The 24,727-nt window shown below is 58.4% G+C and carries 23 protein-coding genes; 14 read left to right on the top strand and 9 right to left on the bottom strand.

Annotated features, from left to right (window positions below; genetic code table 11):
* Window positions 1–13: 13 nt before the first annotated feature.
* The 5 genes from WG915_RS04185 to WG915_RS04165 all read right to left on the bottom strand — a co-directional run bounded on the left by WG915_RS04185 (window position 14) and on the right by WG915_RS04165 (window position 4,205).
* Window positions 14–979 (bottom strand): S41 family peptidase, encoded by a 966-nt coding sequence (locus WG915_RS04185; RefSeq protein ID WP_339564119.1) that lies wholly within the window; start codon window positions 977–979, stop codon window positions 14–16.
* On the bottom strand, window positions 969–1,169 hold the full coding sequence (locus WG915_RS04180; protein ID WP_339564118.1) for a helix-turn-helix domain-containing protein: 201 nt from the start codon (window positions 1,167–1,169) through the stop codon (window positions 969–971). The genes WG915_RS04185 and WG915_RS04180 overlap by 11 nt, the downstream gene beginning before the upstream one ends.
* Window positions 1,170–1,709, bottom strand: a complete 540-nt coding sequence (locus tag WG915_RS04175) for a hypothetical protein (RefSeq protein ID WP_339564117.1) — start codon at window positions 1,707–1,709, stop codon at window positions 1,170–1,172. It abuts the gene before it with no gap.
* Between the two features lie 620 nt (window positions 1,710–2,329).
* Window positions 2,330–3,037 carry a CPBP family intramembrane glutamic endopeptidase gene (locus WG915_RS04170; RefSeq protein WP_339564116.1) on the bottom strand — a complete coding sequence of 236 codons (708 nt, stop codon included), beginning with the start codon at window positions 3,035–3,037 and terminating at the stop codon, window positions 2,330–2,332.
* Window positions 3,027–4,205, bottom strand: a complete 1,179-nt coding sequence (locus WG915_RS04165; protein WP_339564115.1) for an amidase — start codon at window positions 4,203–4,205, stop codon at window positions 3,027–3,029. Before WG915_RS04165 ends, WG915_RS04170 begins: the two co-directional genes overlap by 11 nt.
* 24 nt (window positions 4,206–4,229) lie before the next feature.
* On the opposite strand from WG915_RS04165, the gene pheA reads away from it, so the two are divergent.
* Window positions 4,230–5,150 (top strand): prephenate dehydratase, encoded by a 921-nt coding sequence (gene pheA / locus WG915_RS04160; RefSeq protein WP_339564114.1) that lies wholly within the window; start codon window positions 4,230–4,232, stop codon window positions 5,148–5,150.
* The gene (locus WG915_RS04155) at window positions 5,151–5,825 is read left to right on the top strand and encodes a histidine phosphatase family protein (RefSeq protein WP_339564113.1); all 675 of its coding nucleotides are present in this window, start codon (window positions 5,151–5,153) and stop codon (window positions 5,823–5,825) included.
* 5 nt (window positions 5,826–5,830) lie between these two features.
* Here WG915_RS04155 and WG915_RS04150 read toward each other — a convergent pair whose 3' ends face one another.
* From WG915_RS04150 to WG915_RS04140, 3 genes are read right to left on the bottom strand one after another with little or no spacing between them, the layout of a single operon-like run.
* A complete protein-coding gene (locus tag WG915_RS04150) occupies window positions 5,831–6,178 on the bottom strand; it encodes a metallopeptidase family protein (protein WP_339564112.1) in 348 nt (115 codons plus the stop codon).
* On the bottom strand, window positions 6,175–7,188 hold the full coding sequence (locus WG915_RS04145) for a septum formation family protein (protein ID WP_339564111.1): 1,014 nt from the start codon (window positions 7,186–7,188) through the stop codon (window positions 6,175–6,177). The genes WG915_RS04150 and WG915_RS04145 overlap by 4 nt, the downstream gene beginning before the upstream one ends.
* 40 nt (window positions 7,189–7,228) lie before the next feature.
* On the bottom strand, window positions 7,229–7,981 hold the full coding sequence (locus tag WG915_RS04140) for a GntR family transcriptional regulator (RefSeq protein ID WP_339564110.1): 753 nt from the start codon (window positions 7,979–7,981) through the stop codon (window positions 7,229–7,231).
* Window positions 7,982–8,152: 171 nt separating this feature from the next.
* Between WG915_RS04140 and serS the strand changes: the two genes are divergently transcribed.
* From serS to WG915_RS04125, 3 genes are read left to right on the top strand one after another with little or no spacing between them, the layout of a single operon-like run.
* A complete protein-coding gene (serS, locus tag WG915_RS04135; protein ID WP_339564109.1) occupies window positions 8,153–9,412 on the top strand; it encodes a serine--tRNA ligase in 1,260 nt (419 codons plus the stop codon).
* Window positions 9,413–9,417: 5 nt separating this feature from the next.
* On the top strand, window positions 9,418–10,389 hold the full coding sequence (locus tag WG915_RS04130) for a lysophospholipid acyltransferase family protein (RefSeq protein ID WP_339564108.1): 972 nt from the start codon (window positions 9,418–9,420) through the stop codon (window positions 10,387–10,389).
* The gene (locus WG915_RS04125) at window positions 10,379–11,209 is read left to right on the top strand and encodes an HAD family hydrolase (protein ID WP_339564107.1); all 831 of its coding nucleotides are present in this window, start codon (window positions 10,379–10,381) and stop codon (window positions 11,207–11,209) included. Before WG915_RS04130 ends, WG915_RS04125 begins: the two co-directional genes overlap by 11 nt.
* Window positions 11,210–11,287: 78 nt before the next feature.
* Here the strand turns inward: WG915_RS04125 and WG915_RS04120 are convergent, their stop codons facing one another.
* Window positions 11,288–13,348 carry an N-acetylmuramoyl-L-alanine amidase gene (locus WG915_RS04120; protein WP_445227780.1) on the bottom strand — a complete coding sequence of 687 codons (2,061 nt, stop codon included), beginning with the start codon at window positions 13,346–13,348 and terminating at the stop codon, window positions 11,288–11,290.
* A 445-nt stretch (window positions 13,349–13,793) separates the two neighbouring features.
* On the opposite strand from WG915_RS04120, the gene glf reads away from it, so the two are divergent.
* The 9 genes from glf (at window position 13,794) to WG915_RS04075 (ending at window position 24,553) form a co-directional block, all read left to right on the top strand.
* Complete coding sequence (gene glf / locus WG915_RS04115) at window positions 13,794–14,954, top strand: UDP-galactopyranose mutase (RefSeq protein ID WP_339564105.1); 1,161 nt, start codon at window positions 13,794–13,796, stop codon at window positions 14,952–14,954.
* 178 nt (window positions 14,955–15,132) lie between these two features.
* Window positions 15,133–15,744, top strand: a complete 612-nt coding sequence (locus WG915_RS04110; RefSeq protein ID WP_339564104.1) for an arsenate-mycothiol transferase ArsC — start codon at window positions 15,133–15,135, stop codon at window positions 15,742–15,744.
* 358 nt (window positions 15,745–16,102) lie between these two features.
* A complete protein-coding gene (locus tag WG915_RS04105) occupies window positions 16,103–18,064 on the top strand; it encodes a glycosyltransferase (RefSeq protein WP_339564103.1) in 1,962 nt (653 codons plus the stop codon).
* Entirely contained in the window at window positions 18,057–18,563 is a 507-nt protein-coding gene (locus WG915_RS04100; protein WP_339564102.1) for a phosphatase PAP2 family protein, read from the top strand. The genes WG915_RS04105 and WG915_RS04100 overlap by 8 nt, the downstream gene beginning before the upstream one ends.
* Complete coding sequence (locus WG915_RS04095) at window positions 18,560–19,537, top strand: decaprenyl-phosphate phosphoribosyltransferase (RefSeq protein WP_339564101.1); 978 nt, start codon at window positions 18,560–18,562, stop codon at window positions 19,535–19,537. The genes WG915_RS04100 and WG915_RS04095 overlap by 4 nt, the downstream gene beginning before the upstream one ends.
* A 67-nt stretch (window positions 19,538–19,604) precedes the next feature.
* Window positions 19,605–20,639 carry an alpha/beta hydrolase gene (locus tag WG915_RS04090; protein ID WP_339564100.1) on the top strand — a complete coding sequence of 345 codons (1,035 nt, stop codon included), beginning with the start codon at window positions 19,605–19,607 and terminating at the stop codon, window positions 20,637–20,639.
* 556 nt (window positions 20,640–21,195) lie between these two features.
* A complete protein-coding gene (locus tag WG915_RS04085; RefSeq protein WP_339564099.1) occupies window positions 21,196–23,136 on the top strand; it encodes an alpha/beta hydrolase-fold protein in 1,941 nt (646 codons plus the stop codon).
* Window position 23,137: 1 nt separating this feature from the next.
* On the top strand, window positions 23,138–23,638 hold the full coding sequence (locus WG915_RS04080; RefSeq protein ID WP_339564098.1) for a hypothetical protein: 501 nt from the start codon (window positions 23,138–23,140) through the stop codon (window positions 23,636–23,638).
* 3 nt (window positions 23,639–23,641) lie between these two features.
* On the top strand, window positions 23,642–24,553 hold the full coding sequence (locus WG915_RS04075) for a cutinase family protein (protein ID WP_339564097.1): 912 nt from the start codon (window positions 23,642–23,644) through the stop codon (window positions 24,551–24,553).
* The last annotated feature ends 174 nt before the right edge of the window (window positions 24,554–24,727 follow it).

The raw sequence follows: 24,727 nt of genomic DNA, 5'->3' as shown, positions 1-24,727 counted from the left end.
GAGGCCCGCTACTTCAGCTGCAACCTTGCGCATTGAGCCATGCGAAAGCGGCTGCTTCAGCATCTGTTGCGGTCTCATCTGGCTGGATGGAATCCTCGTGATATTCGGCTCCGGTGCGGTCGCGGTCTTTGGCTGTGGTGATCATCAGGCCGGCGCCATCGGGCAGGTTAATCATCATATTCGCGGAGGCGTATCCGGCGGTGGGGGCACCGAAGCTGCGCGAGTTATTCAGTCCCCGGAAGGCGAGCATTGTTGCTTCTGCGGAGGATGCGGTGTCGCCGTCGACAAGCACTGCGACGGGTACTGCGAGCTTGCCGCCTCTGGTGGTGAGCGCTGTGCCACCGCCTTTGACTGCGTTTCCGTTGACGGTAACCGCGGTGGTGGTCATCGGGGAGACGAACTCCAGTGCGGTGCCGTCGGGTAGTAGCGGGGACAGTCCGGCGAGCATCGGCCCCATGTCGCCGCCGTCGTTGCCACGCAGATCCACTATCGCGCCGCACTTAGCGTGCTGCAACAACCCGTCCGTGATCGTGTCGGCGTATTGCTGCCCGATGGGGCCCTGGGCAACGCTCGGCAGTTTCGCCAGTGCTACGCCGCCGCGCTTTTCGACGGCCGGCAGCTCGGAGTTTTCCGCCGTGCCCGGCACATTGTTTTCCGGTGAGACGAGGTTGGAGTGTTTTCCGCCGGCGACTTTAATGGCGCTGCGCAGCGCTTCATGAGTGTCGGCGTAGGATTCCGCATGCTTGACCTGCTGCAGGGCGTCCTGTTTGGCGTGCTGGAATTGTTCGGAGGAGCCATTAATGGCCAATCCTTCGATGATGCGCAAAGCGTCTTTAGCGTACTTCTGTGGAGACGGCTTCACGATGTAGACGGGCTTGCCGAGGAAAAGTGCAGTGGTGGCTGGGCCGTAGATATAGCCAGCTGCTGCAGTTCCAATTAGGAGGACAGCGAGGACTGGGAGGATGATTTTAGGAAACACTGAAAAGATCTCCTGGTTGGCAGTCGAGCGCTTCGCAGAGTCCGAGGAGGGTGGAAAACCGAACGGCTTTGGCGCGGTTGTTTTTGAGTACTGAGAGGTTGACGGCGGTGACGTCGACAAGCTTGGCGAGGTCCGCCAGCGTCATGTCCTTTTCTTCCAGGATGCGGTCGAGGTGGCAGCGCACTTCCATCTAGATCAAACCCTCCTGGTCTTCCTGCAGCTTGACGGCGCGGGACAGTGCGATCGTCATCATGGACAGCACCATCATGAGGATGTACATCGGAATGAAGCCAGGGTCATCCGCGCCATTGGGCAGTGCATTGTTGCTGATGCCCTCGGTGGTGGAGATCCAGTTATTGGCCATGCCTTCAAAGAACTGGCCGCCGATGTAGAAAAGGGCGCTCCAGCTGGCGATTTTGAACATCTTCACGTTTGTGGTGGTGAAGAAGTCATTGTGGAGGAAGTTGCGTATTGCCAGCAGGAGGGTGACGCAGATGGTGGTAGCACAGATCGCTTTGACGATGAACGAGACGAGCATGATGCTGATTTGGCCGCTATTTAGGGAATTCATCGGCACGTGGATGCTGTTGACTTCGCGCATGAGCAGGCCGATAGGGGAGGTGAATTCCTGATTTATGAGGAGTCGGCCGACGGTAATGGCCGTCAGTAAAAGGATGAAGCTGAATCCAAAGTATCCGGCGTAGATGTCGCGGCGGTAGTTCTTGGACATTGGTGGCCCCTTTCGGGCATATCGTTTCTCGATGTATCGACTTTCATTGTATCGAAAAACGATACACTGTCAAGAAGGGTGGCGATCTCTACTTGCTTTCCGGCGATACTCGCCTCTATCCGCATAGCGGAAAGCCCGCTAAAATCGTTGCGCACCAGGTCATAAGAACTAATATCGCCAAAATCGGTCGGGGCTTGCGTCAACTCCAACTCGGGTAGAAACACAGTTTGCGAGCAGATTGTTCTCCCATGTGGTGTGCGCGGCATCCATCAGCTCGAGGTTGAACCACACGTCATCAATGTCAACAAATTCGAAACCCAGCGCCATGTTTGCTGTTTGGCGGATGCCCCCCCCCGTGAGTGATTGCGAAGGTCGTGTCGAACTCGCGGCCCCAATCCGGTACAAAGCCTGTCGACGGCTGTAGCTGCACCTCTGGTACCTGCTAGAAACCTGTGAGTACCGCCCGCGCGCAAATCCTGTTCCCGGGCGCATAGCGGCCGTGCCCACTGGGTGCGACTGCAATAAACTCACGGTCCGCCAGTTGTAGTCGTAACTCCCGGAAACCGTGCTGGAATCGGGGGTTGGCCGTCCCGTTTTTAGATGAGGGAGAATCTGATGCGCTAGAACGGGCCGATGAACGTGTAGCCAACAAAAGCGATGGCATCGATGAGGAAGTGGCCGATTACTAGTGGCCAGACCTTAGCGAAGCGCTGGAAGTAGTAGCCGTACACCACTCCCATAATGATATTGCCGATCCCGCCGGATATGCCCTGGTAGAGGTGGTAACTGCCGCGCAATACCGCGGACAGGGCCAGAATCGCCCAGGCTGGCAGCCCAAAGCTTTTCAAGCGGGTCATGAACCAGCCGACCACTACCACCTCCTCGCCGAAGGCATTAGCAAAGGACCAAATCAGTACCACGGGAATGCCCCACAGCGAAGGAAAATCGGAGGGAATCACTTCTTTTGTGAGCCCGAGCTGCAGGGCTCCAAAATAGAAGGCCAAGCCAGGAACTCCGATGATGGCTGCGAGAGCCATGCCGTGCCAGATATCGGGGCGTCGAAAAGCGGGCAGCTTAATGCCATCACCCGCGAGCAAATAGAGAGCGAGCAAACCCCAGCTGATCAGCGCAGTGGCAGAGCACAACTGCAGGCCATAATCCAGCCAGAGTGAGGCAGACTGCGGGGAATAGAGAGTGACTTGTTGCTCGTTGAGGGCTTCGGGCTTGAGGAGGGCATCAATGAGCCGCAGGATCGACTTCATCCCGCTCAAGCCAAAGGTAACGGTCAGTACGATGCCGATTTCCCATTTCAGACGCTTAAGATCCATGGAGCTCCGTAGCAATTCCTAGTAACTCTGGCACGCTGGCGCGGATAGCGCCGAGGTGGATCGAACGGCCACCGAAAGGAATCGAAATGCCCGCCCAGCCCGTGATGTTAAACAGGGTGCACCACGGTGTCCAGCGGGTTTGCTCCTCAAAGTCTTCTTCCGGTGGGAGCGATGAGAAATGCCCGATGATGGGCGGATCGAAGGCCAGGGTGGGGGTGAGCAACACATCGAACGGCCAAGCAGCACGCACAACTGCGGGCAGGGAAGTACATGCGGCAGTAGCGGAGGCACGCTCCGCGTCGCTCAGCGATTGGCCGAAGTCGCGGAGAAAAGAAACGATTGGGCTGGCCTCGCCTTCGATAGTGCGGCACATTCCCGCTAGCTGATGCTTGAAAGCCTGAAAGAAGGAAGCGTCGTAGGCTGGGGCAACCTCAGTCACACGGTGGCCGGCATCGCTCAGCGCCACAGCTGCAGTGAGCGCCGCTGAACGCCATGCAGGCGAAACCGTACCCGAACCATGCAAGGGCTTTAGCAAGACACCGATGCGCAGTGGCCGGGAAACCCGCTCCACTTCGTGCATAAACGCCTGGTCAGTAACAGTGCGTGTGATGAAACCTTGGGCGGTGAGTTTGCCGCCTGTGGCATCGTGAGGCGGCTTGAAGCCGACCACCCCGCACGCGGCGGCAGGCACACGAATAGAACCGCCCCCGTCGGAGGCGTGCGCAACCTGCACCAAGCCGCGCGCCACGGTTGCGGCCGCGCCACCAGAAGAGCCCCCCGGTGTGTGGCCAGGAAGCAGCGGGTTGTCTACTGCAGGCATCCCCACTGGCTCGGTATACGCTGTCATGCCGAGTTCACTGGACTGCGTTTTGCCAGGGATGATGATGCCCTGGCGTAGCAGTGACGCTGCGAAAGGATCCGAGGCTTCGAAAACCCGCCGGTGAACTGAGCCATAAGCAGTGGGTAAGCCAGCGACGGGCATGAGATCCTTGATCGGAAGTAGCAGTCCGGCAAGACGTCCTGACAGGGAGCCCTGAGCTGTACCTACGTGTGCGAATCCGGATTCGGCGGCGTTAACCTGGCCCACCTCATACTCGAAGCGCGCCAACTCATCGCGCGGATCCAACCGGCCAGCACGGAGCTCCGCAACATAGGACTCAAGAGACATATGTCCAGACTAGGGTAGTAAGGCATGAGCACTGTCGTTGCCTACCTCGGACCACAAGGCACCTTTACGGAAGCCGCCCTCCTCGCTTTCCAACGCCAGGGTTGCTTCTCTGGTGACGTCGATGCGCTGCCGGTCAGCAGTCCTGCGGAGGCAATCAGCGCCTTGAGCGGCGCGGCCGATTTTGCGGTGGTTGCCATCGAGAATTCGGTAGACGGGCCAGTGACTCCAACCTTCGATGCCCTCGCCTCGGACGCCAATACGCAGATTTATCGGGAGACCGATCTGGAGGTTGCGTTCTCCATCATGCGTCGCAGCGATTCGGGTGCCGTGACTCTGGCAACCCACCCGGTGGCATGGCAGCAGGTTAAGGGTTGGGTGGCGGAGCAGCTGCCGGGGGTGCGGTTCGTCCCGGCGTCGTCAAACGCCGATGCTGCGCGGATGGTGTCCGAAGGACAAGCCGATTATGCCGCTGCCCCCGCCCGCGCTGCCGAACTCTATGGACTCGAGGAGGTTGCCACCGGCGTGGCCGATATGAAGGGGGCACGCACTCGATTTGTGCTCGTCGGGAAGCGTGGCCTGCCCACGAAACGTACCGGCAATGACCGCACCTCGGTAGCTTTTACCCTGCCGAACGTGCCAGGCTCGTTGGTGCGTGCACTCAACGAATTTGCTGTTCGGGGGGTGGATCTTTCGCGAATCGAATCGCGCCCCACCCGCACCGACTTCGGCACTTACCGCTTCTACGCTGACCTCGCTGGGCATATCGACGACATCCCCGTCGGCGAAGCCCTGCGTGCACTCTATCTCGGCGTCGAAGACATTCATTTCCTTGGCTCATGGCCTGCGTGCACAGATAAACCGGGCAATACTGGGAGCGACGACATGCTCGCCCGCATCCACGCCGCCGACATCTTCATCCAACAACTGCGAACAGGAGAACACTAAATGGGACGCTTGATCCTGCTGCGCCACGGGCAGACCTTCTCAAATCTGAACCGCATCCTTGACACGCGCCCACCGGGAGCCGAACTCACCGAGCTCGGCAAAGAACAGGCCAGCACCGTTGGTCTCGAACTCGCAGAATACTGCGGCGTGGGGCGCGGAAACTTCGGTCGCATCACCACGGTTGCGTCCTCCATCGCGATCCGCGCGCAGCAAACTGCGGTGCGTGTTGCTGCCTCCCTCGAGAAGACGGCAGGTGTCGCGCCGGGCACCCTGCCTATCGACGTCCGCATGGGCATCCACGAGATCTCTGCGGGCAGCTGCCAAGGAGCCCAAGGTGAAGAGGCCGCCGCAATCTACACCGATGCTTTCCGCGGCTGGCTCGAGGGAGATAACGATGCCTGCCTCCCGGAAGGTGAAACGTATCGCGACGTGCTGAATCGCTACCAGCCCGTGCTGGAGTCCTTTGCGGAAGCGCTCGGAGAGGACGAGGATGTCATCATCGTCTCTCACGGGGCCGCTATCCGTGTGGTATCCACTCACGCCTGTGGTGTTGATGCTGACTTCGCATTCGGTGCCTACCTACCCAACTGTCGCTTCGTTGTTCTCGAGCCACAAGGCAAGCCGTTCGGGCAATGGCGAGTAGAGCGCTGGGCGGATGCTGCGGTGCAGCTTTAGTCGCTCTAGCCCCAACCGAGTCGGTGCAACTCTTCGTCGTCAAGCCCGAAGTAGTGCCCGATCTCATGGATGACGGTGGTTTTCACCTGTTCGACGAGTTCTTCCTCGGTGCGGCAGTAGTCCTGGAGGGCCTGCCGATAGATCGTGATCGCGTCGGGGAGGAACCCGGAATACTCTGCAGTGCGCTCGGGCAGGGCAACACCTTCGTAGAGGCCAAGAATGTGTGGCCCCTCGGGGTGGTAGTCCTCGATCAAGATGACGGCATTTTCCAGGCGATTGAGGAGCTCGTGGGGGACTAGCTCGAGCCCCATGTCCACGAGCTCCTCAAAGCGTTCCTGGCTGACCGAAATCACGGTGCTGGAGCTGGCGTGCGCAGCGGGTTGCGCGTCGGCTGTGGTGGCGGTGCGGCGCCGTCGATGGTGAATTGCCCCTTGGCGCTACCTGCAAGCGCGGAGAAAGTCTTTTCCTGGTTGGGCTTGAAGAGGGCACAGTTCACAGTGTGGGAACCGCCGATCCAAGAGTTGGTGTTGATGGTGGTCCAGAATGGCTGCAGGGTCGAGTTGTACAGGGCGTCGTCGCCGCCGAGGTAGTCTTGCGCCGCGGTGACGCAGCGTTTGGCTAGGTACTTGTCTTGTTCCTCAGTGCTTGGCGTCTTGTCTGGGAAAGTGTCTTTCAGATTGACTTCAGCGGTGACTTCGAAGGAGTGCTCCTGACCGCAATCGACGGTGCGGGTAGAGCCAGCTTCGTCTACTGCTACACAGGCGCCAGTTTCGTTGACTCGTGCCTGGTCTTGTTCGGTCGCGCGACCGGTGGTTTTCTTGGGCACTCCGTTTTCTCCAGCAACCTGGACGCCACACAGCATCGTCCGGTCTCCCGCATCCCAGGCATCAGCCGGGGGGAGAATCGGGGCGATGGAATAGCGGCCGAGCGCATCGAATTGCCCGCTGAGGTATTCGATGGTGGGCCCCTTACAGAGCTCTTCGCGCAATTGTGCCTGGCGAGTCAGATCCGGGGCTGGGGCCTTGGGGCCAAACTCGGAGGCTGGGTAAGCGGCGAGGTTTTCGCGGGAGGCCACCTCGTAGCGGTGCTCACCAGCACAATCAGTCTGTCCAAAGTTTATGAAGCTTCCGTCAGGACCGACATCCCAGGTTAGGCAGCTTCCGGTATCTGCAGTGGTGAAAGGAGCTGCGGTTGCGCCAGACTTGGGCTGGTTTGCTTCGCTTGTCGACGCCCCAGAGTTTCCTCCAGCGGCCTGCTGGGCCACCTGGTAGTCGTAGCCAGCAATGCCAGTGGCAGCAACCAGGGCCGACACCAGTGCGATGCGCACGGCGGCGGTACTGCGCCAGGATGGTTTCTTAGTCATTGGGTTCAATTCTGCCTAAGAAAGCTCACAAAATCACAATTTAAGCCCGCGTAACGTGAGTTTTCAGAGTGTAGCGGTCAGTTTGGTAGAGCGAGCTGCACCATTCTACGGGAAGGCCATTGGACTGTGACTGTCGCACAATCTTCAGCAGTGCTGCACCCGGTTCGACGTCGAGAAGCTCCGCCTGCTCTGCGGTGGCGTTGACGGCGGTGGCGGTCTGAATGGCATCGGTAATAGGGACGTTGTATTCGGTGCCGAGGATGGCGTAGACGGAGTTGTATACGTCGTTTTCGAGCAAATCTGGGACGTAGGCCGAGTTGTACCAGGCATCGTCGATTGCATAGGGCACTCCGTTGCCTAGGCGGAGACGACAAAGATGAGTCTGTGCAGTGGTGGTTGTGGCTCCGAAAAACTCGGCGATCTCACTCGGGGCCGCCGCGCGGGCGGATAAGAGAATCTTGCTGGAGGAGCGCAACTGCTGGGCTTCCATCTCTTGGGAAAAGGATGCGAGATGCAGTCGGGAGACCAGCGGGCTGGGTGCCACGAAGGTGCCTTTTCCACGGGCGCGCTTGAGAACTCCGGAAGCAACGAGGTCTCCGATCGCACGTCGCACCGTGATTCTGGACACGCTATAAGTATCCTCGAGCACCCGCTCGCCCGGTAGCATGTCCCCGGGGGCGAGCCTGGTGGTACATAGTTCTTCGAGTAGCTCTCGAAGCTGGGCATGCTTGGGCTTCGAGGGGTCATTGAGTGCCTTGACAGGGAGTTCAATCGCGCCGGGTGAGCCAGTCATACTTCTCACCTTACGCGTTACTGGTTATTACCAGATTCTAAAGTGGAGAGTTGCTGGTCACATTCGAGGAAGTTTCGGCAGGCATCGACACGCTTCAGGTGCTGTGCAAGAGTGTCTCATGGCTGGCTACGGGCGCGCGGGAGTGGCGTGGGATGCGCTAGGGTTGACTTTGTGATTGATCTCAAACTTCTTCGTGAAAATCCTGATGTTGTGCGCGCTTCTCAGATCACCCGTGGGGAGGATCCGGAGCTCGTCGATAAGCTCATTGCGGCTGACGAGCGGCGCCGGCAGGCCATCCTCGCGGCCGATCAGCTGCGCGCCGAGCAGAAAGCGTTTGGCAAGCAAATCGGCCAAGCAAGCCCTGAGGAACGCCCAGCGCTGCTCGAGGGCTCCGAGCACCTCAAGGCGAAGGTCAAGGACGCCGAAGCGGAACAATCGGCTGCGGAAGCCGCAGTTAACGAGCTGCAGATGCAGCTATCGAATGTTGTCGTTGGCGCCCCTCCGGGAGGCGAAGATGATTTCATCGTGCTCGAGCATGTTGGCGAACCAACCGCCTTTGACTTTGAGCCCAAAGACCATCTGGAGCTCGGCGAATCCCTCGGCCTGATCGACATGGAACGTGGCGCAAAGATTTCGGGCGCGCGTTTCTACTTCCTCACCGGTTTTGGTGCCATGCTGCAGCTGGGAATGCTGAACCTGGCAGCGCAGAAGGCCATGTCCAACGGCTTCCAGCTCATGATCCCACCAGTGCTGGTGCGACCTGAGGTTATGCAGGGCACCGGCTTCCTCGGCCAGCATTCGGACGAGGTCTATTACTTGGAGAAGGACGAGATGTACCTCGTCGGTACCTCCGAGGTAGCGTTGGCTGGCTACCACCAGGGCGAGATCCTCGATCTATCCCAGGGACCCAAGCGCTATGCCGGTTGGTCCAGCTGCTTCCGCCGTGAAGCCGGATCGCATGGCAAGGACACCCGTGGCATCCTGCGCGTACACCAGTTTGACAAGCTTGAGATGTTCTCTTACTGCAAGCCGGAAGAAGCCGAAGCTGAGCACCAAAAGCTGCTGAATATGGAGCGAGAGATGCTCGCTGCTGTTGAGGTTCCTTACCGCATCATCGATGTTGCCGGCGGAGACCTAGGTTCTTCTGCTGCCCGCAAGTTTGACACGGAGGCGTGGGTGCCAACCCAGCACACGTTCCGTGAGCTTACTTCCACCTCCAACTGCACCACTTTCCAGGCTCGTCGCCTGCAGGTTCGCTACCGCGATGAGCAGGGTAAATCGCAGATCGCCGCTACCTTGAATGGCACCCTGGCCACCACTCGCTGGCTGGTAGCCATCCTGGAAAACCACCAGCAGGCCGATGGATCTGTTGTGATCCCAGAGGCGCTGCGACCTTACGTTGGCAAGGATGTCCTCGAGCCAGTTAAATAGCATCTATGAATAGCACTGTCTTCCATCGTCGCGGATCAATCCACGTACCTAAGGGCTTTGGTCCTGCCGCTAAGAACGCAGAAGCTCGTGAGCCGTTTTATAGCAACATCATCAAGCTAGTCTTGGTGGCGTTAAGAGCCCAGGGCATCAACATTTACGTCGAAGGAGCAGAGAAGATTCCGGAGACGGGTGGTGCTCTGCTCACGGTCAATCACACTGGATACTACGACTTCATCCTTTCCGGAGCCGTCGCCCACGTCAACGGTGGGCGTTTGGTGCGTTTCATGACCAAGCGCGAGATCTTTGACAAGCCTGTCATCGGCTGGTTGATGCGCAAGATGCAGCATATTCGCGTGGATCGCTCTGCTGGCGCAGCCTCCATGACGGATGCAGTTCAGGCGCTTAAGGATGGCAAACTCGTGGGAATTTTCCCGGAGGGGACGATTTCTCGTAGCTTCGAGGTGCAGGCCTTGAAGACCGGTGCGGTGCGGATCGCTCAGGAAGCTGGGACACAGATCATTCCGGTTACTGTGTGGGGCTCGCAGCGGATCTGGACGAAAGATCTGCCAAAGAACCTGGGACGTTCTCACACTCCGGTTTGGGTTCGCGTTGGAGATCCGCTCAAGCTCGTTGGGGACGTAGAAGCGGATACGCAGCGACTGCACGACATTATGCAGGCGCAGGTATCGCAGCTGCAGCGGGACTACGACGAGAAATTCGGTCCCTTTCCTGCCGGTGAGCCATGGATGACTCATGAAATGGGTGGCGGAGCTCCGACCTTGGAACGCGCAGATCTCCTCGCTTTGGAGGAGAAGGAGCGTCGGCAAGCGGCACGCGAGCGCAAGCGGGCAAGCAAGCTGCGCCGACTCGACCTGCGCGCCGACCGGAAGGCTGCTGACGTTTTGGCCTCCCGGGGACTTCTCTCCCGCACCAAGGCCCGCATTGCTGGGGCTATCGAAGCACGCCGTGAGCGCTGAGCAACCGCTGCTCATCTGCAGCGACGTTGATGGCACGCTTATCGACGACCGTGAGCGCATCCCCATGGACGTTCGGCATGCCATCCGAAGCGCCGTGAGCGCGGGAACAGTTTTCGCGCTGGCAACGGGACGTCCGCCCCGATGGATCCACCCCGTTTTAAAACAGCTGGAACTGGCTCCAGTGTGCGTGTGTGCGAACGGTGCGATCGTTTATGACGCCGCCAGTGACACCATGCTCGATGTGTGTAACCTCGACCCCGCAGCGCTGCGAGTCATCGCAGCCATTGCCAAGGATGTGTTGGCCCCCTTTGGCGGTGCCGGTTTCGCGGTGGAGCGTTCCGGTAGTTCAGCGTGGGCTCCAGAAAAGGAACTCTTCCTCGTATCACCCAACTATGTTCCGGCCTGGTTTTCCGAGGAAAATGGGATGGTTCCCGAGGCTGAACTCCTTGGGGAGCCTGCGATCAAGCTGCTCATCCGAAACGAACACCTCACCTCCGCGCGGATTTATGAACTGATCGCTCCACGCGTATCGCCGGACATCGCGCACCTGACCTTTTCTGTGCCTGACGGGCTGATTGAGGTAGCCGCCCCAGGCGTGACTAAGGCGCGCGGAACCAGTTATTTGGCTGCAGCGATCGGGGCGGAAGCCAAAGACGTAGTTGCCTTTGGAGACATGCCCAATGATATTGAGATGCTCCAATGGGCCGGGCTCGGAGTTGCGATGGGCAATGCCCGCCCCGAGGTAAAAGCTGTGGCGGACATGGTGACCGAATCAAATAATGAGGGCGGGATCGCCCGAGTATTGGGGCAGTGGTTTTAGGGTTGCGCTGCACAGGAAAGCACCCCCGGTCTGCGCTACAGGGTTAGCGCGTACCGAGGGTGCTTTTGTTAAATGGCGTTAGTTCGTGTGAACCTGCGTCTGGTTCGTGGCCGGATCATAAGTGATGTAGCCGTGCTGGAAGTCCATCCGAGTCAGGGTGCCTTCCGTGTACTCGTCGCTCGTCGGCAGGCCGAGTGGGCCAGCGTCTAGGCCTTGCTGCGCCCAGGCGTCGCCAATTGCGCCCCACACGCCGTGCGTACCCGTGGCAGGGGACTTGAAGATGGCGCCCTTGTCATAAGCCTCAAAGGTCACTGGATTCTCAGCGTCCGCCGCGTACTGGACCGGCCCCTTGGACTCGCCCAACACAGCGCCGTAGTTTTCCTTGACCAGGGTGGCTACCTTGGAGATATCTGGATCGGAAGACAGCGTCTGTGCCTGCTCGATCTTGCCAGGCAGATCTGCGATGCTGATGCCACCGATCTTTGGCACGCCGCCGTCCATGCTGATGCCTTCCGGCATCTTGCCCTGAGATACCAGGTAGCTGATAACTAGCGGTGCGATAACGCCTGCGAGATTCAAGGCTGCGCCTTGATCGCCCTTGGAAGCAGAGCTCAACAGGCCGAGCAAGTCCTTGACCTTCGGGGTGCTGGCCGGGGCAGGCGCTGGTGCTGCCGGTGCTGTCGGATCCAAGGTGACAGGAGCAGGCTGGTTCCCAGTGGTGTCTGGCTTGGTCGTGTCCGGTTTGGTGGTGTCTGGCTTGGTGGTGCCGCCGGTGTTGGCGTACTTCTGTGCGGCAATATCCCGGATAGTGCCCATCTGTGCATAGCCTGCGTCACCTGGGCAAGTAGTGGTGCCCACATCGCGGTGCGCAAAAATGTTAGGCAAAGTTACCTCGGCGCCATAGGCGTACTTAGAGTATTCGGTGCCCTCCGAAATGTGGGTGTCAGAACCCTTAGGGTTGAAGCCTGCAACCTTCGCGCGCCATCCAGCGAGCTCACCGACGGACTGGATCTGGGCTGCGGAAGGCTGCTGGCTGGAGTAGTCGCCCATCATGGAAATTGCCCAGGTGTTTTCATTGAATCCACCGGCATGGGCGCCCATGACTGGCTTGTTGATGCCACCGAAGCGACCTTCAAAAATGTTGCCGTACTTGTCAACCAGGGACTGGTATCCGACGTCGCACCAGCCGAGGTTCACACCGTGGTACTGGTAGATTCCGCGGACGATGCCTGCGGACTGTTCCTCGGTGTAATTGTTCGAACCGGCGGTGTGGTGGATGGTGATTGCGCTGACCTGATCGGAATAGTCCGGCGTCGGCTGGCAGCCCTGACGGATCGACTCGTCGGCTCCCCAACCGGAACGGGAAATGATCTTCGGCATGCCGTCGGAATCGGCGGCGAGATCGATGCCGGAGACTGGGGCACTGCTGCCGCCGTCGATGAACACGGCCTCTAGGCCAGCATCAGCAACATCGGCAACCGGCTTGATGTCTCCGTAGTTGGTAGGTAGCGGTGCGATGCCCTGTGCTGGACGTTCAGCAGGCTTTTCGACGGCTGCTGGTGTAGCTGGTGCTTCTTCGGCAGGTGCCTCCGGTGCGACTGCCGGGGCAGCTTCTGCTGGCGGAGCTGCTACAGGGGCAGCAGCGGCAGGATCGACGTTTTCCCCGGTTGGGGCTGCGGCGGCTTCAGCTGGCGCAGCGCCCGCGTTCGCTGTCATGTCGGTGCCGACCATCGAAACCTGAACGCGGTTTGTTGGTTCGATGTAGATGAGCTCGGTGCCGTTCTTGCCACCGGTTTGTACTTCACTTGCCGGATCGGCTTGGAACCACTCGGTCCAGGTGCCGTCAGCGCGCTGACCGCGGAAGTGTGCTGCTACGTCTTGTTTGCCGTTCCAGGTGAGCGCGAACATCGAAAACTGGTTGTCGCGGGTGAATTCCTTGACGGCGCGAGGGCCTTCAGATTCGCCTTGGCCGGTGACGGCAGGGTCGTCTACGACGATGGTTGCTCCGTCGCCGAATGCCGCAGTTTCCATCGATGCGGAAACGGGATCGATGCCTGCGGCTTGGGTCTTTAGAATGTCATTTTGGATGCCGATTGCTGCCGAGGCAACAAGAGCCGTAGACAGCAAAATAGCCCACACGGGGCGTGAGGTTGAAGTGGCAAGTTTTCGTCTTTGCAGCACTATGTTCTCCCTGATTGTGCACACTGGTGCAGCTGTGACAGTAGTTATCAATTGAATATGTTAGTGCATAACTGGGGTCAATGATAGTTCTGTTAATAACAGTTTCCTGAGTGTCGCGATAGGGAGGTGTGACGCTTGGGGTTGTGGTGGTGCGTTTTTGGCTCGGTCAAGTCTTCAAAGTCGGATCATGGAAGTCGGATTTCGGGCGGAAATCGCGCTGGTAGCGGATGTGCGACAGGGTTCTATTCCGAAATCCGACTTCCATGATCCGACTATCGCGCAGCTTCCAAGCCGTTAACACCCGAGGCAAGCTGCAGCGGTTAACGGCTCCTGCAATTCAATTTCACGAAACACCGGCTATGACATCTGCGTTAGCAAGCGTTGACCGCTACGCTCTTTAGGCATGACTTATGATCTCATTGTTGTGGGCTCCGGCCTGTTTGGACTGACCGTCGCTGAGCGTGCCGCTAGCCAATTGGGTAAGAAGGTGCTGATCGTCGAGAAGCGCGCGCACCTGGGCGGTAATGCCTATTCCGAAGCTGAGCCCGAGACTGGGATTGAAATCCATAAGTATGGTGCGCACTTGTTCCACACGTCCAACAAGCGCGTGTGGGACTATGTCAATCAGTTCACCAGCTTCACGGACTATCAGCACCGTGTCTTCGCGATGCATAACGGCACCGCGTACCAGTTCCCAATGGGGCTGGGCCTGATCAATCAGTTCTTTGGCAAGTACTACTCGCCGGAGGAAGCGAAGGCTCTTATTAAGGAACAGGCCGCCGAAATCAATTCCGAGGATGCCACGAACCTCGAGGAAAAGGCGATCTCCCTCATTGGTCGTCCGCTTTACGAGGCCTTCATCCGCGACTACACCGCTAAGCAGTGGCAGACGGATCCAAAGGAACTGCCCGCGGGCAACATCACCCGCCTTCCGGTGCGCTATACCTTTAATAACCGCTACTTCAATGACACCTACGAGGGTTTGCCTGTTGATGGGTACGCTGCGTGGCTCGAGAAGATGGCGGCGCATGAGCTTATCGACGTCCAGCTGAACACCGACTGGTTTGAGGTGCGGGACGCGGTACGTGCGGAATCTCCGGCGGCTCCGGTGGTTTACACCGGCCCGCTCGATCGCTACTTTGATTACTCCGAAGGCAAGCTGGGCTGGCGCACGCTTGATTTCGAAACCTCGGTTGAGGCGGTTGGGGACTTCCAGGGCACTCCAGTGATGAACTACAACGATGCGGAGTACCCATTTACCCGCATTCACGAGTTCCGCCACTTCCATCCAGAGCGTGCGGACAAGTATCCGAGCGATAAGACGGTCATCATGAAGGAGTTCTCTCGCTTTGCGGATGAGAATGATGAGCCGTACTACCCAATCAACACGCCTGATGATCGCGAGATGTTGCTTAAGTATCGCGAACGGGCCGAAGCGGAAACCGCGGATAACAAGGTCTACTTTGGCGGCCGGCTGGGTACCTACCAGTACCTAGACATGCATATGGCCATTGCTTCTGCGCTGAACATGTTTGATAACAAGCTCGCGGACGAGCTGAAGTAGTAGCCGAAGCGGGCCCTGCTAGTTGGTATCGCTTGTGGCTCGCTCCGTTTGATTGTGTAAACGGACACAACAGTTGGTTTTGACTCGACCGGCCCTTTTTTAAAGGGTAAAGTTAACTTCAGGTTAACAATAAGGTGTCTTTGAGTTAATTGTGTGGACACCTTCCGGAGAGGAAAATATGTCCAATCGCGATTTTGAAATCGTTCGCGAAGATCTGCACCGGCGCTATGACCACCTCGTCGCCGCTGAGCGCATTGATGAAGTAGTCAATGAGACCATCGTTGAGCAGAACGCGACCGCTAAACTGACAGCCTTTCTGCCAATTTTCGTCGAGCGCTCCGCTGCGGAAAAGCTGGAAATGCTTGCGGAAGGGCAAGAATTTTCCCCGCGTAAAGAAATCCTTTTTGCGTGTGAGCGCAACGCGGGCCGTTCGCAGCTGGCATCAGCTATCACTCGTCATCTTGTAGGGGACGCGGTGTTCGTCCGGTCGGTCGGCCTGAACTCTCGGGGCGGGATCAATCCGACAGTGCTGAAGGTGCTCGAGGAGCGGGGAATCAAGACCAACGACCTCTATCAGAAGGAAATCACGCCGCGAGTGGCGCATCGTGCAGATGTTGTCGTGCTGTTGGGAATCAACGAGATCCCCGGCGTTCCGGGTGATCGCTACATCCGCTGGGATATTTCAGATCCAGAGGGTGCAAGCATTGAGGACGTGCGCATCATTGCAGATCAGATTGAGGATCGAATCCGGGCTTTGCTGCCAAAGCTGGCCGTCGCGGTGCCTGCATAAATTAAAGTGCCGGGAGTAATGAACTTCTGCCACCAACCCTAGCTTCGTGAGAACAGCCAGGGGAGGGCACCGCTGAACCTCGCGCCACCATCGCTCTCGTTGGCCCGTCAGAGCAGCCGGCGAACTTTGAGCCCAAATGCGCCGGGCTTGCCGACGGCGGCAGCATCACCACCCCATAGACGGCCGGTTAACCGACAAACTTGACGTCACCTGGCATTTCAATATCGGATAACCTCCCATGCTTCGGCTGCGGCCTTGCATGGGCGTCTTTCCCTGCAATCGGCCGGGCGTGGAAATACCTGCGTTCGCTAGCCAACCAACTACGCTGGGAAACATCCGAAACTAAGAAAGGCTGGAGATGAGCGAGAGCAAAGCAGTGGAGCAGTTGCAGCGGGTATTGATGCCCAAGCGCGGCGAACCACACGATGTGCGCACCCTTTACCTGCTGGAAGCCGAGCAGAACAAGGAGCGTGCCACCTGGTCAGACCGGTTCTCACTGAACATTCCGGCTGGTGCTGAAATCTCCTTCCAAACCTATTTCAATGCCTTTGCCGCCAGCTACTGGCGCCGCTGGTCGCAGCTCGACTCCGTGGTGCTGCGAGTGGAGCTCGAAGGCGAGGCACGGGTTGATATCTATCGTTCCAAGATCGATGGCTCCCGCATTGCGGTCGAGGGAGACCTAGTTAGTGGCGTCGGCGAGTTCGAAGTTTCCTTGGCACCGTTTGAAGATGGTGGCTGGATCTGGTTTGATATCACCGCCGAAACTGACACGAAGATCAAACAGGCAGGTTGGTGGGCTCCGGTTGCTCCCGGACCGCAGACGCTGCCGAACGGTGACCAGGTTGGTCCGTTTGAAAAGCGCGTCACCGTGGGAATCCCCACTTTCAATCGCCCAGCCGATGCCGTAGCGGCGCTCGAGGCGCTCGCTAGTGACCCAGCCGTTGACGCAGTCATCGATACGGTGATCATGCCTGACCAGGGCAACAAGCACCCAGCGGACGAGCCGGGCTACCAGGCCGTCACCGAGCACTTCGGCGAGCGCTTCTTCGAGTTCCGTCAGGGAAACCTGGGTGGCTCCGGCGGTTACTCCCGCATTATGTTTGAGGCACTTGGCGGCGTGGACGGCACCAAACCAGCCGGTGCAAAACAGTCTCCCTACATCCTGTACATGGACGATGACATCGCGATTGAGCCAGACTCGGTGCTTCGTGCCCTGCAGGTGGCTCGCTACTCAAAGTCGCCTATTCTCGTTGGCGGACAGATGCTGAACCTGCAGGAACGCAGCCACCTGCACTCCATGGGTGAAGTTGTCGGACGTCACGACTTTATGTGGACTTCCGCGCCATATGTGCACTACGACCATGACTTCTCTAAGCACCCGCTCTCCGATCGCGGCCAATTCGGCGATAAGCCAGATGCCCCGAATTCTCGCGACCTGCACCGCCGCATTGATGTTGACTACAACGGTTGGTGGATGACGCTGATCCCACGCGTGGTAGCTGAGGAGATTGGTCAGCCACTGCCGCTCTTCATTAAGTGGGACGACGCCGAGTTTGGTTTGCGCGCCGGGGACCACGGATACCCTACGGCCACCTGGCCTGGCATTGCCATTTGGCATATGGCCTGGTCGGATAAGGATGATGCCATCGATTGGCAGGCGTACTTCCACCTGCGCAACCGTTTGATCGTCGCGGCCTTGCAGCACACCGGGCCTGTCGACGGCATCGTCAAGTCAATGCAGAAAGCCACCATCAAGCACCTGGTGTGCATGGAATACTCCACTGTCGCGATTCAAAACGAGGCGATGAAGGACTTCCTGGCGGGCCCAGAGCAGCTCTTTGACATCCTCGAAACCTCGCTTCCGCGCATCAATGCGATCCGTAAGACTTACCCAGATGCCGTTGTTCTGCCGACCGCGGCGGAACTCCCCAAGCCTTCTGGAGCTCCTGGAGTGCCGATCACGGACATCGGTGGCCGGCTGGCTCCAGTGAAGAAGTCGATCTGGGCGCTGAAGGGCCTGATGCACTCGCTGCAGAAAGAAGACCCGCAGCACCACGAGGTGCCACAGGCGAACCTCGCTCCGATCAATGCGCGCTGGTTCTCACTGTCCCGCCTAGACGGCGCGACCGTCACCACTGCAGATGGGCGCGGCGTGGTTTACCGTAAGCGCGATCGCGCAAAAGCAGAGGAACTGCTCAAGGAATCTCGTCGGCTGCAGCAGGAAGTAGCGGAGCGTTTCGAAGCGATGCAGGCCGAGTACCGTGCTGCGCACCAACGGTTGACTAGCCGCGAAGCTTGGGGAGAAATCTTTAATGACTAAAAAGGAATCGGACTTACTGGTTGCCATTCAGGAGTTCGCGTTGGCGCGACCCGGAGTGCTCCAGGTAGCCCGCGGCATGAGCTTGTTCGGAGAGCATGCCGCAGGTTGGCTGGCGTTGGGGACGGTTGGGATGGCCGTCGATAAGCAGCGGCGTCGCAAGTGGGCCGCGCTGACTGCTTCAGCGTTTACTAGCCATGCAGCTTCGGTGGTCATTAAGCGAATTGTGCGCCGGCCACGTCCGACAGATCCGCGCATTGAAATTGGCGTTGGCACGCCAAGCAAGCTCAGTTTTCCGTCTTCTCACGCCACGTCGACCACGGCGGCACTCACTTCCTTGGCATTGTTGACTCGGTCACCGTTGCCGCTTGTGGGTGTGCCAGCCATGATGGCATCGCGTATGGTTCTTGGGGTTCACTATCCCACTGATGTGGCCGCTGGAGCGCTGCTGGGCGCGACGACGGCACTGGCCACGGACGCAATTGAGAAGAGGAACGCATGAGCATAGAGCAGCGCTTCGGCGACTCGGAGCCGCATACCGAGGGCATCGATACGATGCGCAAGCGCCGGCCGCCGAAGAATCTCGCCGACGGCATGATCAAGGCGCTGCGCCCAAAACAATGGGTGAAGAACGTCCTCGTGTTGGCTGCCCCAGCTGCTGCCGGCACCGAAGCATTGTTGAACAAACAGACGCTTCTCGACGTCTTGTGTGCCTTCGTCGCATTCTGCATGGCGGCCTCCGCGATCTACCTCATCAACGACGCGCGAGACGTTGAAGCTGACCGCGCGCACCCCACCAAACGCTTCCGTCCCATCGCTGCCGGAGTGCTTCCAGTAGGTGTGGCATATGTCATGGCCGTTGTGCTCATGGCTGCCGCTATTGGGGTGTCTTTCCTGGCTACTGCAGGCCAGCCCCTCGCCATCGTTGTAGCTGTCTACCTGGTGCTTCAGCTCGGATACTGTTTCGGGTGGAAGCATCAGCCTGTGATTGATGTCGCATTGGTGTCTTCGGGATTCATGCTCCGCACCATGGCGGGTGGCGTGGCTGCAGGCATCGTCCTCTCACAGTGGTTCCTGCTGGTAGCGGCCTTTGGTTCGCTGTTCATGGCCTCTGGCAAGCGCTACGCGGAGATCTTGCTGGCGGAACGTACCGGCGCAAAGATTCGTAAGTCCCTGGAGGGATATACCCCAACCTATCTGCGGTTTGTGTGGACTCTTTCCGCCACCGCAGTGGTCATGTCCTATGCGTTGTGGGGCTTTGACATGGGTACGCACGGGGATTCCGCAGCGGCAGTGTGGTACCAGATCTCGATGGTACCTTTTACCATTGCTATCCTGCGTTTTGCTGCTGATGTAGACCGCGGCGACGGTGGCGCGCCAGATGAACTTGCGCTGTCGGACCGTACGCTACAAACCCTCGCTGTGCTGTGGATTCTCTGTATTGTAATGGCGGTCTATATTTCTCCGATGTATTAACTGCTTGCCTAGCGAAATATATCGTGTAGGTTAAGTAACGGTCACATTACGAACACCGAGGAGAAATATGTCTTTCGCAACGCGTCTGCGCAATGCAGGACGGAAAATAACGTCGGTTGCGCTTGCTGCCATTACCGCGACCGGCCTTGCCGTCGCAGGTTCTGGAGTAGCCCACGCTGATAACCGCGACTGGCTGCGCCCAGACGCCACTGGCACTTGCGATTGGGATCCGGCGATGTACTGGGTCCAGCGTTGCGACGTGTGGTCCCCAGCGATGGAACGCACCATCCCAGTTCTCATCCAGGCTTCACAGCGCGGCGGCGATGCAGGTTTCTACCTTCTCGACGGCATGCGTGCAGACGACAACCAGACCGGTTGGACGATGTACGCAAACGCCCCACAGGCATATGAAAACTCCAACCTCACCCTAGTCATGCCAGTCGGCGGTGCAGGTTCTTTCTACTCGGACTGGGATAGCCCAGCCCTCGTCTCCTCCGGTTCCTCGGGCCAGGCAGTGACCTACAAGTGGGAGACCTTCCTCACCAGTGAACTGCCAGGCTACCTGCAGCAGAACTTCGGTGTGAACCCTGGCCACAACTCCATCGCCGGCCTGTCCATGGGCGGTACTGCCGCATTGAACCTGGCTGCACGCCACCCAGGCCAGTTCCAGCAGGCAATGTCCTGGTCCGGATACCTGTACACCACCGCACCAGGCATGCAGACCTTGCTCCGTATGGCTCTGATCGATACCGGCGGATTCAACCTCAACGCAATGTACGGTTCCACCCTGAGCCCACGCCGTTTCGAGAACGATCCGTTCTTGAACATGGAGGGCCTGCGCGGCAAGGATGTTTACATCTCTGCTTCCACCGGTAACTGGACCGAAGCTGATATGGCACTGCCATTGAACGACCGTGTCATGGGTTGGGGCTTGGAGCAGCTCTCCAGCGTTTCCACCCATGCCTGGGAGCGTAAGGCTCGCGGCATCGGCCTGAACGTCACCGCTGACTACATGCCAGCAGGCGTACACAACTGGGGTATCTGGAATGAGCAGATGTGGAAGACCCGTGACCGCGTTCTCGACGTAATGGGTGCTTGGTAAAAAGCAGTACTCTCGGTTAGCTTGATGGCCGTCGCCCTTCGGGGCGGCGGCTTTTGCTGTTGGCTGGGTGGTTGGGTGTTGGCTTTGGGGTGGCTGGGCGTTGGTGGGGCGTTGGCGGGGTTTCTCCTCGATCCGAATTCCGACTTTCGTGAAAATCGATAACCAGTGACCAGGGGTTTTGTCGGCAAGCCTAGGTGAGAGTCGGAACATGAAAGTCGGATTTCGGGCCACTCAAGACGCGAATCGGAGCGTCGTTGCCCACTAGCAGCTCACAAGAATGAAACAACAGTCACACCAACAACAAAACTTTCCAGCAATCCCTGGTGTGTCACTGGCTAGAAAGTCTAAAGTTGAACTTAAACTTGACTTCAACCTATCGGCTAGCCGCAGTCTGCACCCACATGCACCTGAGGTAAAGCCACAGGCGGCGAATATCTAGGCGTCACAACTTTCCGGAGGCGGGGAACCTTCGGATGGCCGTGGCCCGCAGGCTAACCGTGCCTTTCAACTGGCGCGGTATGTTCCAGCTGAAACTTAACTACACAAAGGACTTTTCATGCGCGAAACTCGCTCTGCTCGGCGACGTTCTTTCCGTGTTGCCCTTGCTGCAGTACCAGTAGCCCTGGCACTCGGCTCCGGCGTCATCGCATCCCCAGCACTGGCCCAGGTGGGCTCTTCCGGCTCTACCGGCGGAGGTGGTGGCGGCGTCTCCGGCTACCTCGACCCAGGTGAAGTGCCACAGCGCACCCCGATCCGCACGGACCATCCAAAGATTGAAGGCTTGCCACAAGGCGTGTCCATCGACCGTGTCGAATGGATCACTGACCGGCGGGTTGCCGTATTCATCAAGTCGGCAGCTATGCCGGAGCACCCAATTCAGGTGCAGATCCTGTTGGCTAGGGATTGGCATTCCAACCCGACCGCAAAGTTCCCTGAAGTATGGGCCTTGGACGGCCTGCGAGCCGTTGATACTGAAAACGGCTGGACCATCCACACCAATATTGAACAGTTCTACGCTGACAAGAACGTCAACGTGATTCTCCCGGTCGGTGGGGAGTCTTCTTTCTACACTGACTGGGAAGGTCCTGCGAAGGGCAAGAACTACAAGTGGGAGTCTTTCCTGCTTAATGAGCTTCCCGCAGTCCTGCAAAACGGTTATCGTTCCAATGGGCAGCGTGCCATCACCGGCCTGTCGATGGGTGGTACGGCTGCGATGAATCTGGCGCAGCACCGCCCAGACATGTTCAACTTCGTTGGTTCTTTCTCGGGATACCTGGACACCACCTCCGTGGGAATGCCAGAAATGCTCAAGGGCGCGCTCGTAGAGGGCGGTGGCTATGACATCAACAACATGTGGGGCCCTGCTTATAGTCAACGGTGGGTCGACAATGATCCGAAGCTCGGAATTGAAGCTCTCAAGGGCAAGACCGTCTATGTGTCCGCTGGTAGCGGACGCGACGATTTCGGCGAGCCAGGATCTGTTGCTACCGGACCATCGAATGAGGCCGGTAAGGGGCTCGAGGTAGTCTCGCGAATGACCACCCAGACCTTCGTAGAGCGTGCCAAGCAGGCTAACGTGCCCGTGGTTGCGCAGTTCCGACCATCCGGAATCCATAACTGGCCATACTGGCAGTTTGAAATGGCGCAATCCTGGCCATACATCGCTGACTCGCTGGGTATGAAGAAAGAAGACCGTGGCGCAGATTGCACCACCAGTGGTGCTATTGGCGATGCGACGGCCAATAATGCCTTCGGCCCATGCGTGAATAACGAATATGATGTCGAAGGTGGTCGCGCGCAGGACTTCCGTTCCGGCCGAGCTTATTGGACTAACGAGACCGGTGCGCATGTATTGGCCGGACGCATCGGTGCGCGTTACACCGAGATGGGTGCTACTACCTCATGGCTCGGATTCCCAATCACCGGTGAAACGGCAACTCCAGATGGTGTTGGTCGCTTTGTCCACTTCCAGCACGGCTCCATCTACTGGACCCCAACCACTGATGCAGTAGAAGTTCCGCGCGATATGGTCGATGCTTGGGGTACTGAAGGATATGAAGGCGGTCTAATGGGTTACCCAGTAGACGTGCCAAAGCAGGTGGACTCTGCACTGGTGCAGCAGTTCCAGGGTGGATACGTGGTCCGCAACAAGGATAAGCATAGCTTCCCAGTTCGCGGTGAAATCGCTAAGAAGTATGGCCAGCTAAAGACGGCGTCCTCTAAGCTGGGTGCTCCAACTTCGAATGAGTTCCAGATTCCAGGTGGCGCATTGCAGAACTTTGAAAATGGCACCATGTACTGGTCGCCAAGCACTGGCGCGAATTTCGTCCTTAACGGTGAGATTCGTGACGCATGGGGCAAGGCTGGTTTCGAGAACGGCCCATTCGGCTGGCCGGTAGCGGACCAGGAGTCGATCGCCGCAGGTGGCGAGCAGATGAAGTTCCAGCACGGCACTATCAAGCAAGTGAATGGTCGAATTGTGGAGGAGCGTCACTAAAATGCGAAAGACCGTATGCGTCATTGCGCTAGCAACCGTAGCGATTTCCTTGGGGGCCTGTGGCGGTGGCGCGACGGTGGACAACCAGAACGGGCCGCAGGAGACTGTGCCGCCGCTAGCTAAGTCCTCGAAGTCGGTAAGTGCGGAAGCCACACCGACGTCGACAAGCACTGGCACCCCGTCCCCAAAGGCTGGTGGTGGAGCAGCAGCACCAGCCCCTAAGGATGAGGCCGCCCAGGAAGTGTCGGCGGTGCCGACAGCGGCTCCACGTCCGGATAATGAGAAGCGCTACCTGGAAGAGCTAGACAAACAGGGCGTGAAGGTAGCGGGTGTGGAGGACCAGATGGTGAGCATTGCCGACGGCATTTGCACCGGGAAGGGTGAAGAGCAATACACCCTTGGCGCAGTCTCCGGCCAGTTGGTTGAGCAGAAGCGCACTGAAAAGAAACCAGAGGAAGTTTCGCAACTCCTCGTGAAAACGGCAAAGGATGCGTACTGCTAAGCGATGCGTAAAATTCTCACAATCATTGCGACCCTAGTGGTGTTGGTCGTGATTGGCGCAGGTGTGGTCAATTGGATGAACGCCTCAAAGATTGAGCCACCTACAACCCCGGGAATACACTCAAGCACCCCGGAGCAGCCAGACTGGTGCCCGAAGGTTGAAGTCTTGGCGGCCCCAGGAACCTGGGAGTCCTCGCCGACGGATGATCCGATCAACCCGACCGCAAACCCGTACTCCTTCATGTTGACCGTGACCAAGCCGCTCCAAGAGCGCTACAGTGCGGACGAGGTCAAGGTGTGGACGTTGCCGTACACTGCGCAGTTCAAGAACGTAAACGCGATGCATGAGATGAGCTACGACGAGTCTCGTAATGAGGGCACCTCTAAGCTCGAGGCGGAGATGCGCATGATGCATAAGGATTGTCCGGCTACGGATTACGTCCTAGTTGGCTTCTCTCAAGGTGCAGTGATCGTGGGAGACATTGCGAACCAGATCGGTGCTGGCCATGGCGTAGTCCCGGCTGAGCGTGTGCGTGGTGTGTCCGTCGTTGCCGATGGGCGCCGTGAGCCTGGTGTGGGACAGGCGCAAGGTAACCCAGTGGGAGGCGTAGGGGCAGAAGTTTCTCTCGAACTGCTCAATCCACTAACGCAGGCGATCATGCCGGGTGCCACGATGCGAGGGCCGCGCGCAGGCGGATACGGCAGCCTCAATGATCGAGTCATGGACATCTGTGCGCCGGACGATCATATCTGTGATGCCCCGCTAGGAGTAGGTAATGCTGTGCAACGTGCGCAGGCGCTCATCGCCGCGAACGCCGTGCATGCACAGTATGCGACGAACCCCAACGTTTTCCCCGGTTCGACGACCACGCAGTGGCTCATCGATTGGGCAGTCGGGCTTATCGACGCCAAATAGTGATCCGGCCTATGCCTGATGTGAAACGCGACCCTGGACTTATCCGGGGTCGTTGTCATTTTTTGATGTAAAACGCGCTCATTTGTTTTGTAGAACTAACTAATGTCGGTACAGTATTTACAACACTTGTTAGGCTGGTCCGGATAGCTGCCGCACAGCCTGAATCACGAAACG

Source organism: Corynebacterium sp. H128 (assembly GCF_037482625.1).
Taxonomy (GTDB): Bacteria; Actinomycetota; Actinomycetes; order Mycobacteriales; family Mycobacteriaceae; genus Corynebacterium.
This window is presented reverse-complemented; position numbering and strand designations above follow the sequence as displayed.

Coding starts and splice junctions, on each gene's coding strand:
- WG915_RS04180 (WP_339564118.1), bottom strand. CDS start 1,169: ATGGAAGTGCGCTGCCACCTCGACCGCATCCTGGAAGAAAAGGACATG.
- WG915_RS04175 (WP_339564117.1), bottom strand. CDS start 1,709: ATGTCCAAGAACTACCGCCGCGACATCTACGCCGGATACTTTGGATTC.
- WG915_RS04170 (WP_339564116.1), bottom strand. CDS start 3,037: ATGGATCTTAAGCGTCTGAAATGGGAAATCGGCATCGTACTGACCGTT.
- WG915_RS04165 (WP_339564115.1), bottom strand. CDS start 4,205: ATGTCTCTTGAGTCCTATGTTGCGGAGCTCCGTGCTGGCCGGTTGGAT.
- pheA (WP_339564114.1), top strand. CDS start 4,230: ATGAGCACTGTCGTTGCCTACCTCGGACCACAAGGCACCTTTACGGAA.
- WG915_RS04155 (WP_339564113.1), top strand. CDS start 5,151: ATGGGACGCTTGATCCTGCTGCGCCACGGGCAGACCTTCTCAAATCTG.
- WG915_RS04145 (WP_339564111.1), bottom strand. CDS start 7,188: ATGACTAAGAAACCATCCTGGCGCAGTACCGCCGCCGTGCGCATCGCA.
- WG915_RS04140 (WP_339564110.1), bottom strand. CDS start 7,981: ATGACTGGCTCACCCGGCGCGATTGAACTCCCTGTCAAGGCACTCAAT.
- WG915_RS04130 (WP_339564108.1), top strand. CDS start 9,418: ATGAATAGCACTGTCTTCCATCGTCGCGGATCAATCCACGTACCTAAG.
- glf (WP_339564105.1), top strand. CDS start 13,794: ATGACTTATGATCTCATTGTTGTGGGCTCCGGCCTGTTTGGACTGACC.
- WG915_RS04110 (WP_339564104.1), top strand. CDS start 15,133: ATGTCCAATCGCGATTTTGAAATCGTTCGCGAAGATCTGCACCGGCGC.
- WG915_RS04105 (WP_339564103.1), top strand. CDS start 16,103: ATGAGCGAGAGCAAAGCAGTGGAGCAGTTGCAGCGGGTATTGATGCCC.
- WG915_RS04100 (WP_339564102.1), top strand. CDS start 18,057: ATGACTAAAAAGGAATCGGACTTACTGGTTGCCATTCAGGAGTTCGCG.
- WG915_RS04095 (WP_339564101.1), top strand. CDS start 18,560: ATGAGCATAGAGCAGCGCTTCGGCGACTCGGAGCCGCATACCGAGGGC.
- WG915_RS04090 (WP_339564100.1), top strand. CDS start 19,605: ATGTCTTTCGCAACGCGTCTGCGCAATGCAGGACGGAAAATAACGTCG.
- WG915_RS04085 (WP_339564099.1), top strand. CDS start 21,196: ATGCGCGAAACTCGCTCTGCTCGGCGACGTTCTTTCCGTGTTGCCCTT.
- WG915_RS04080 (WP_339564098.1), top strand. CDS start 23,138: ATGCGAAAGACCGTATGCGTCATTGCGCTAGCAACCGTAGCGATTTCC.
- WG915_RS04075 (WP_339564097.1), top strand. CDS start 23,642: ATGCGTAAAATTCTCACAATCATTGCGACCCTAGTGGTGTTGGTCGTG.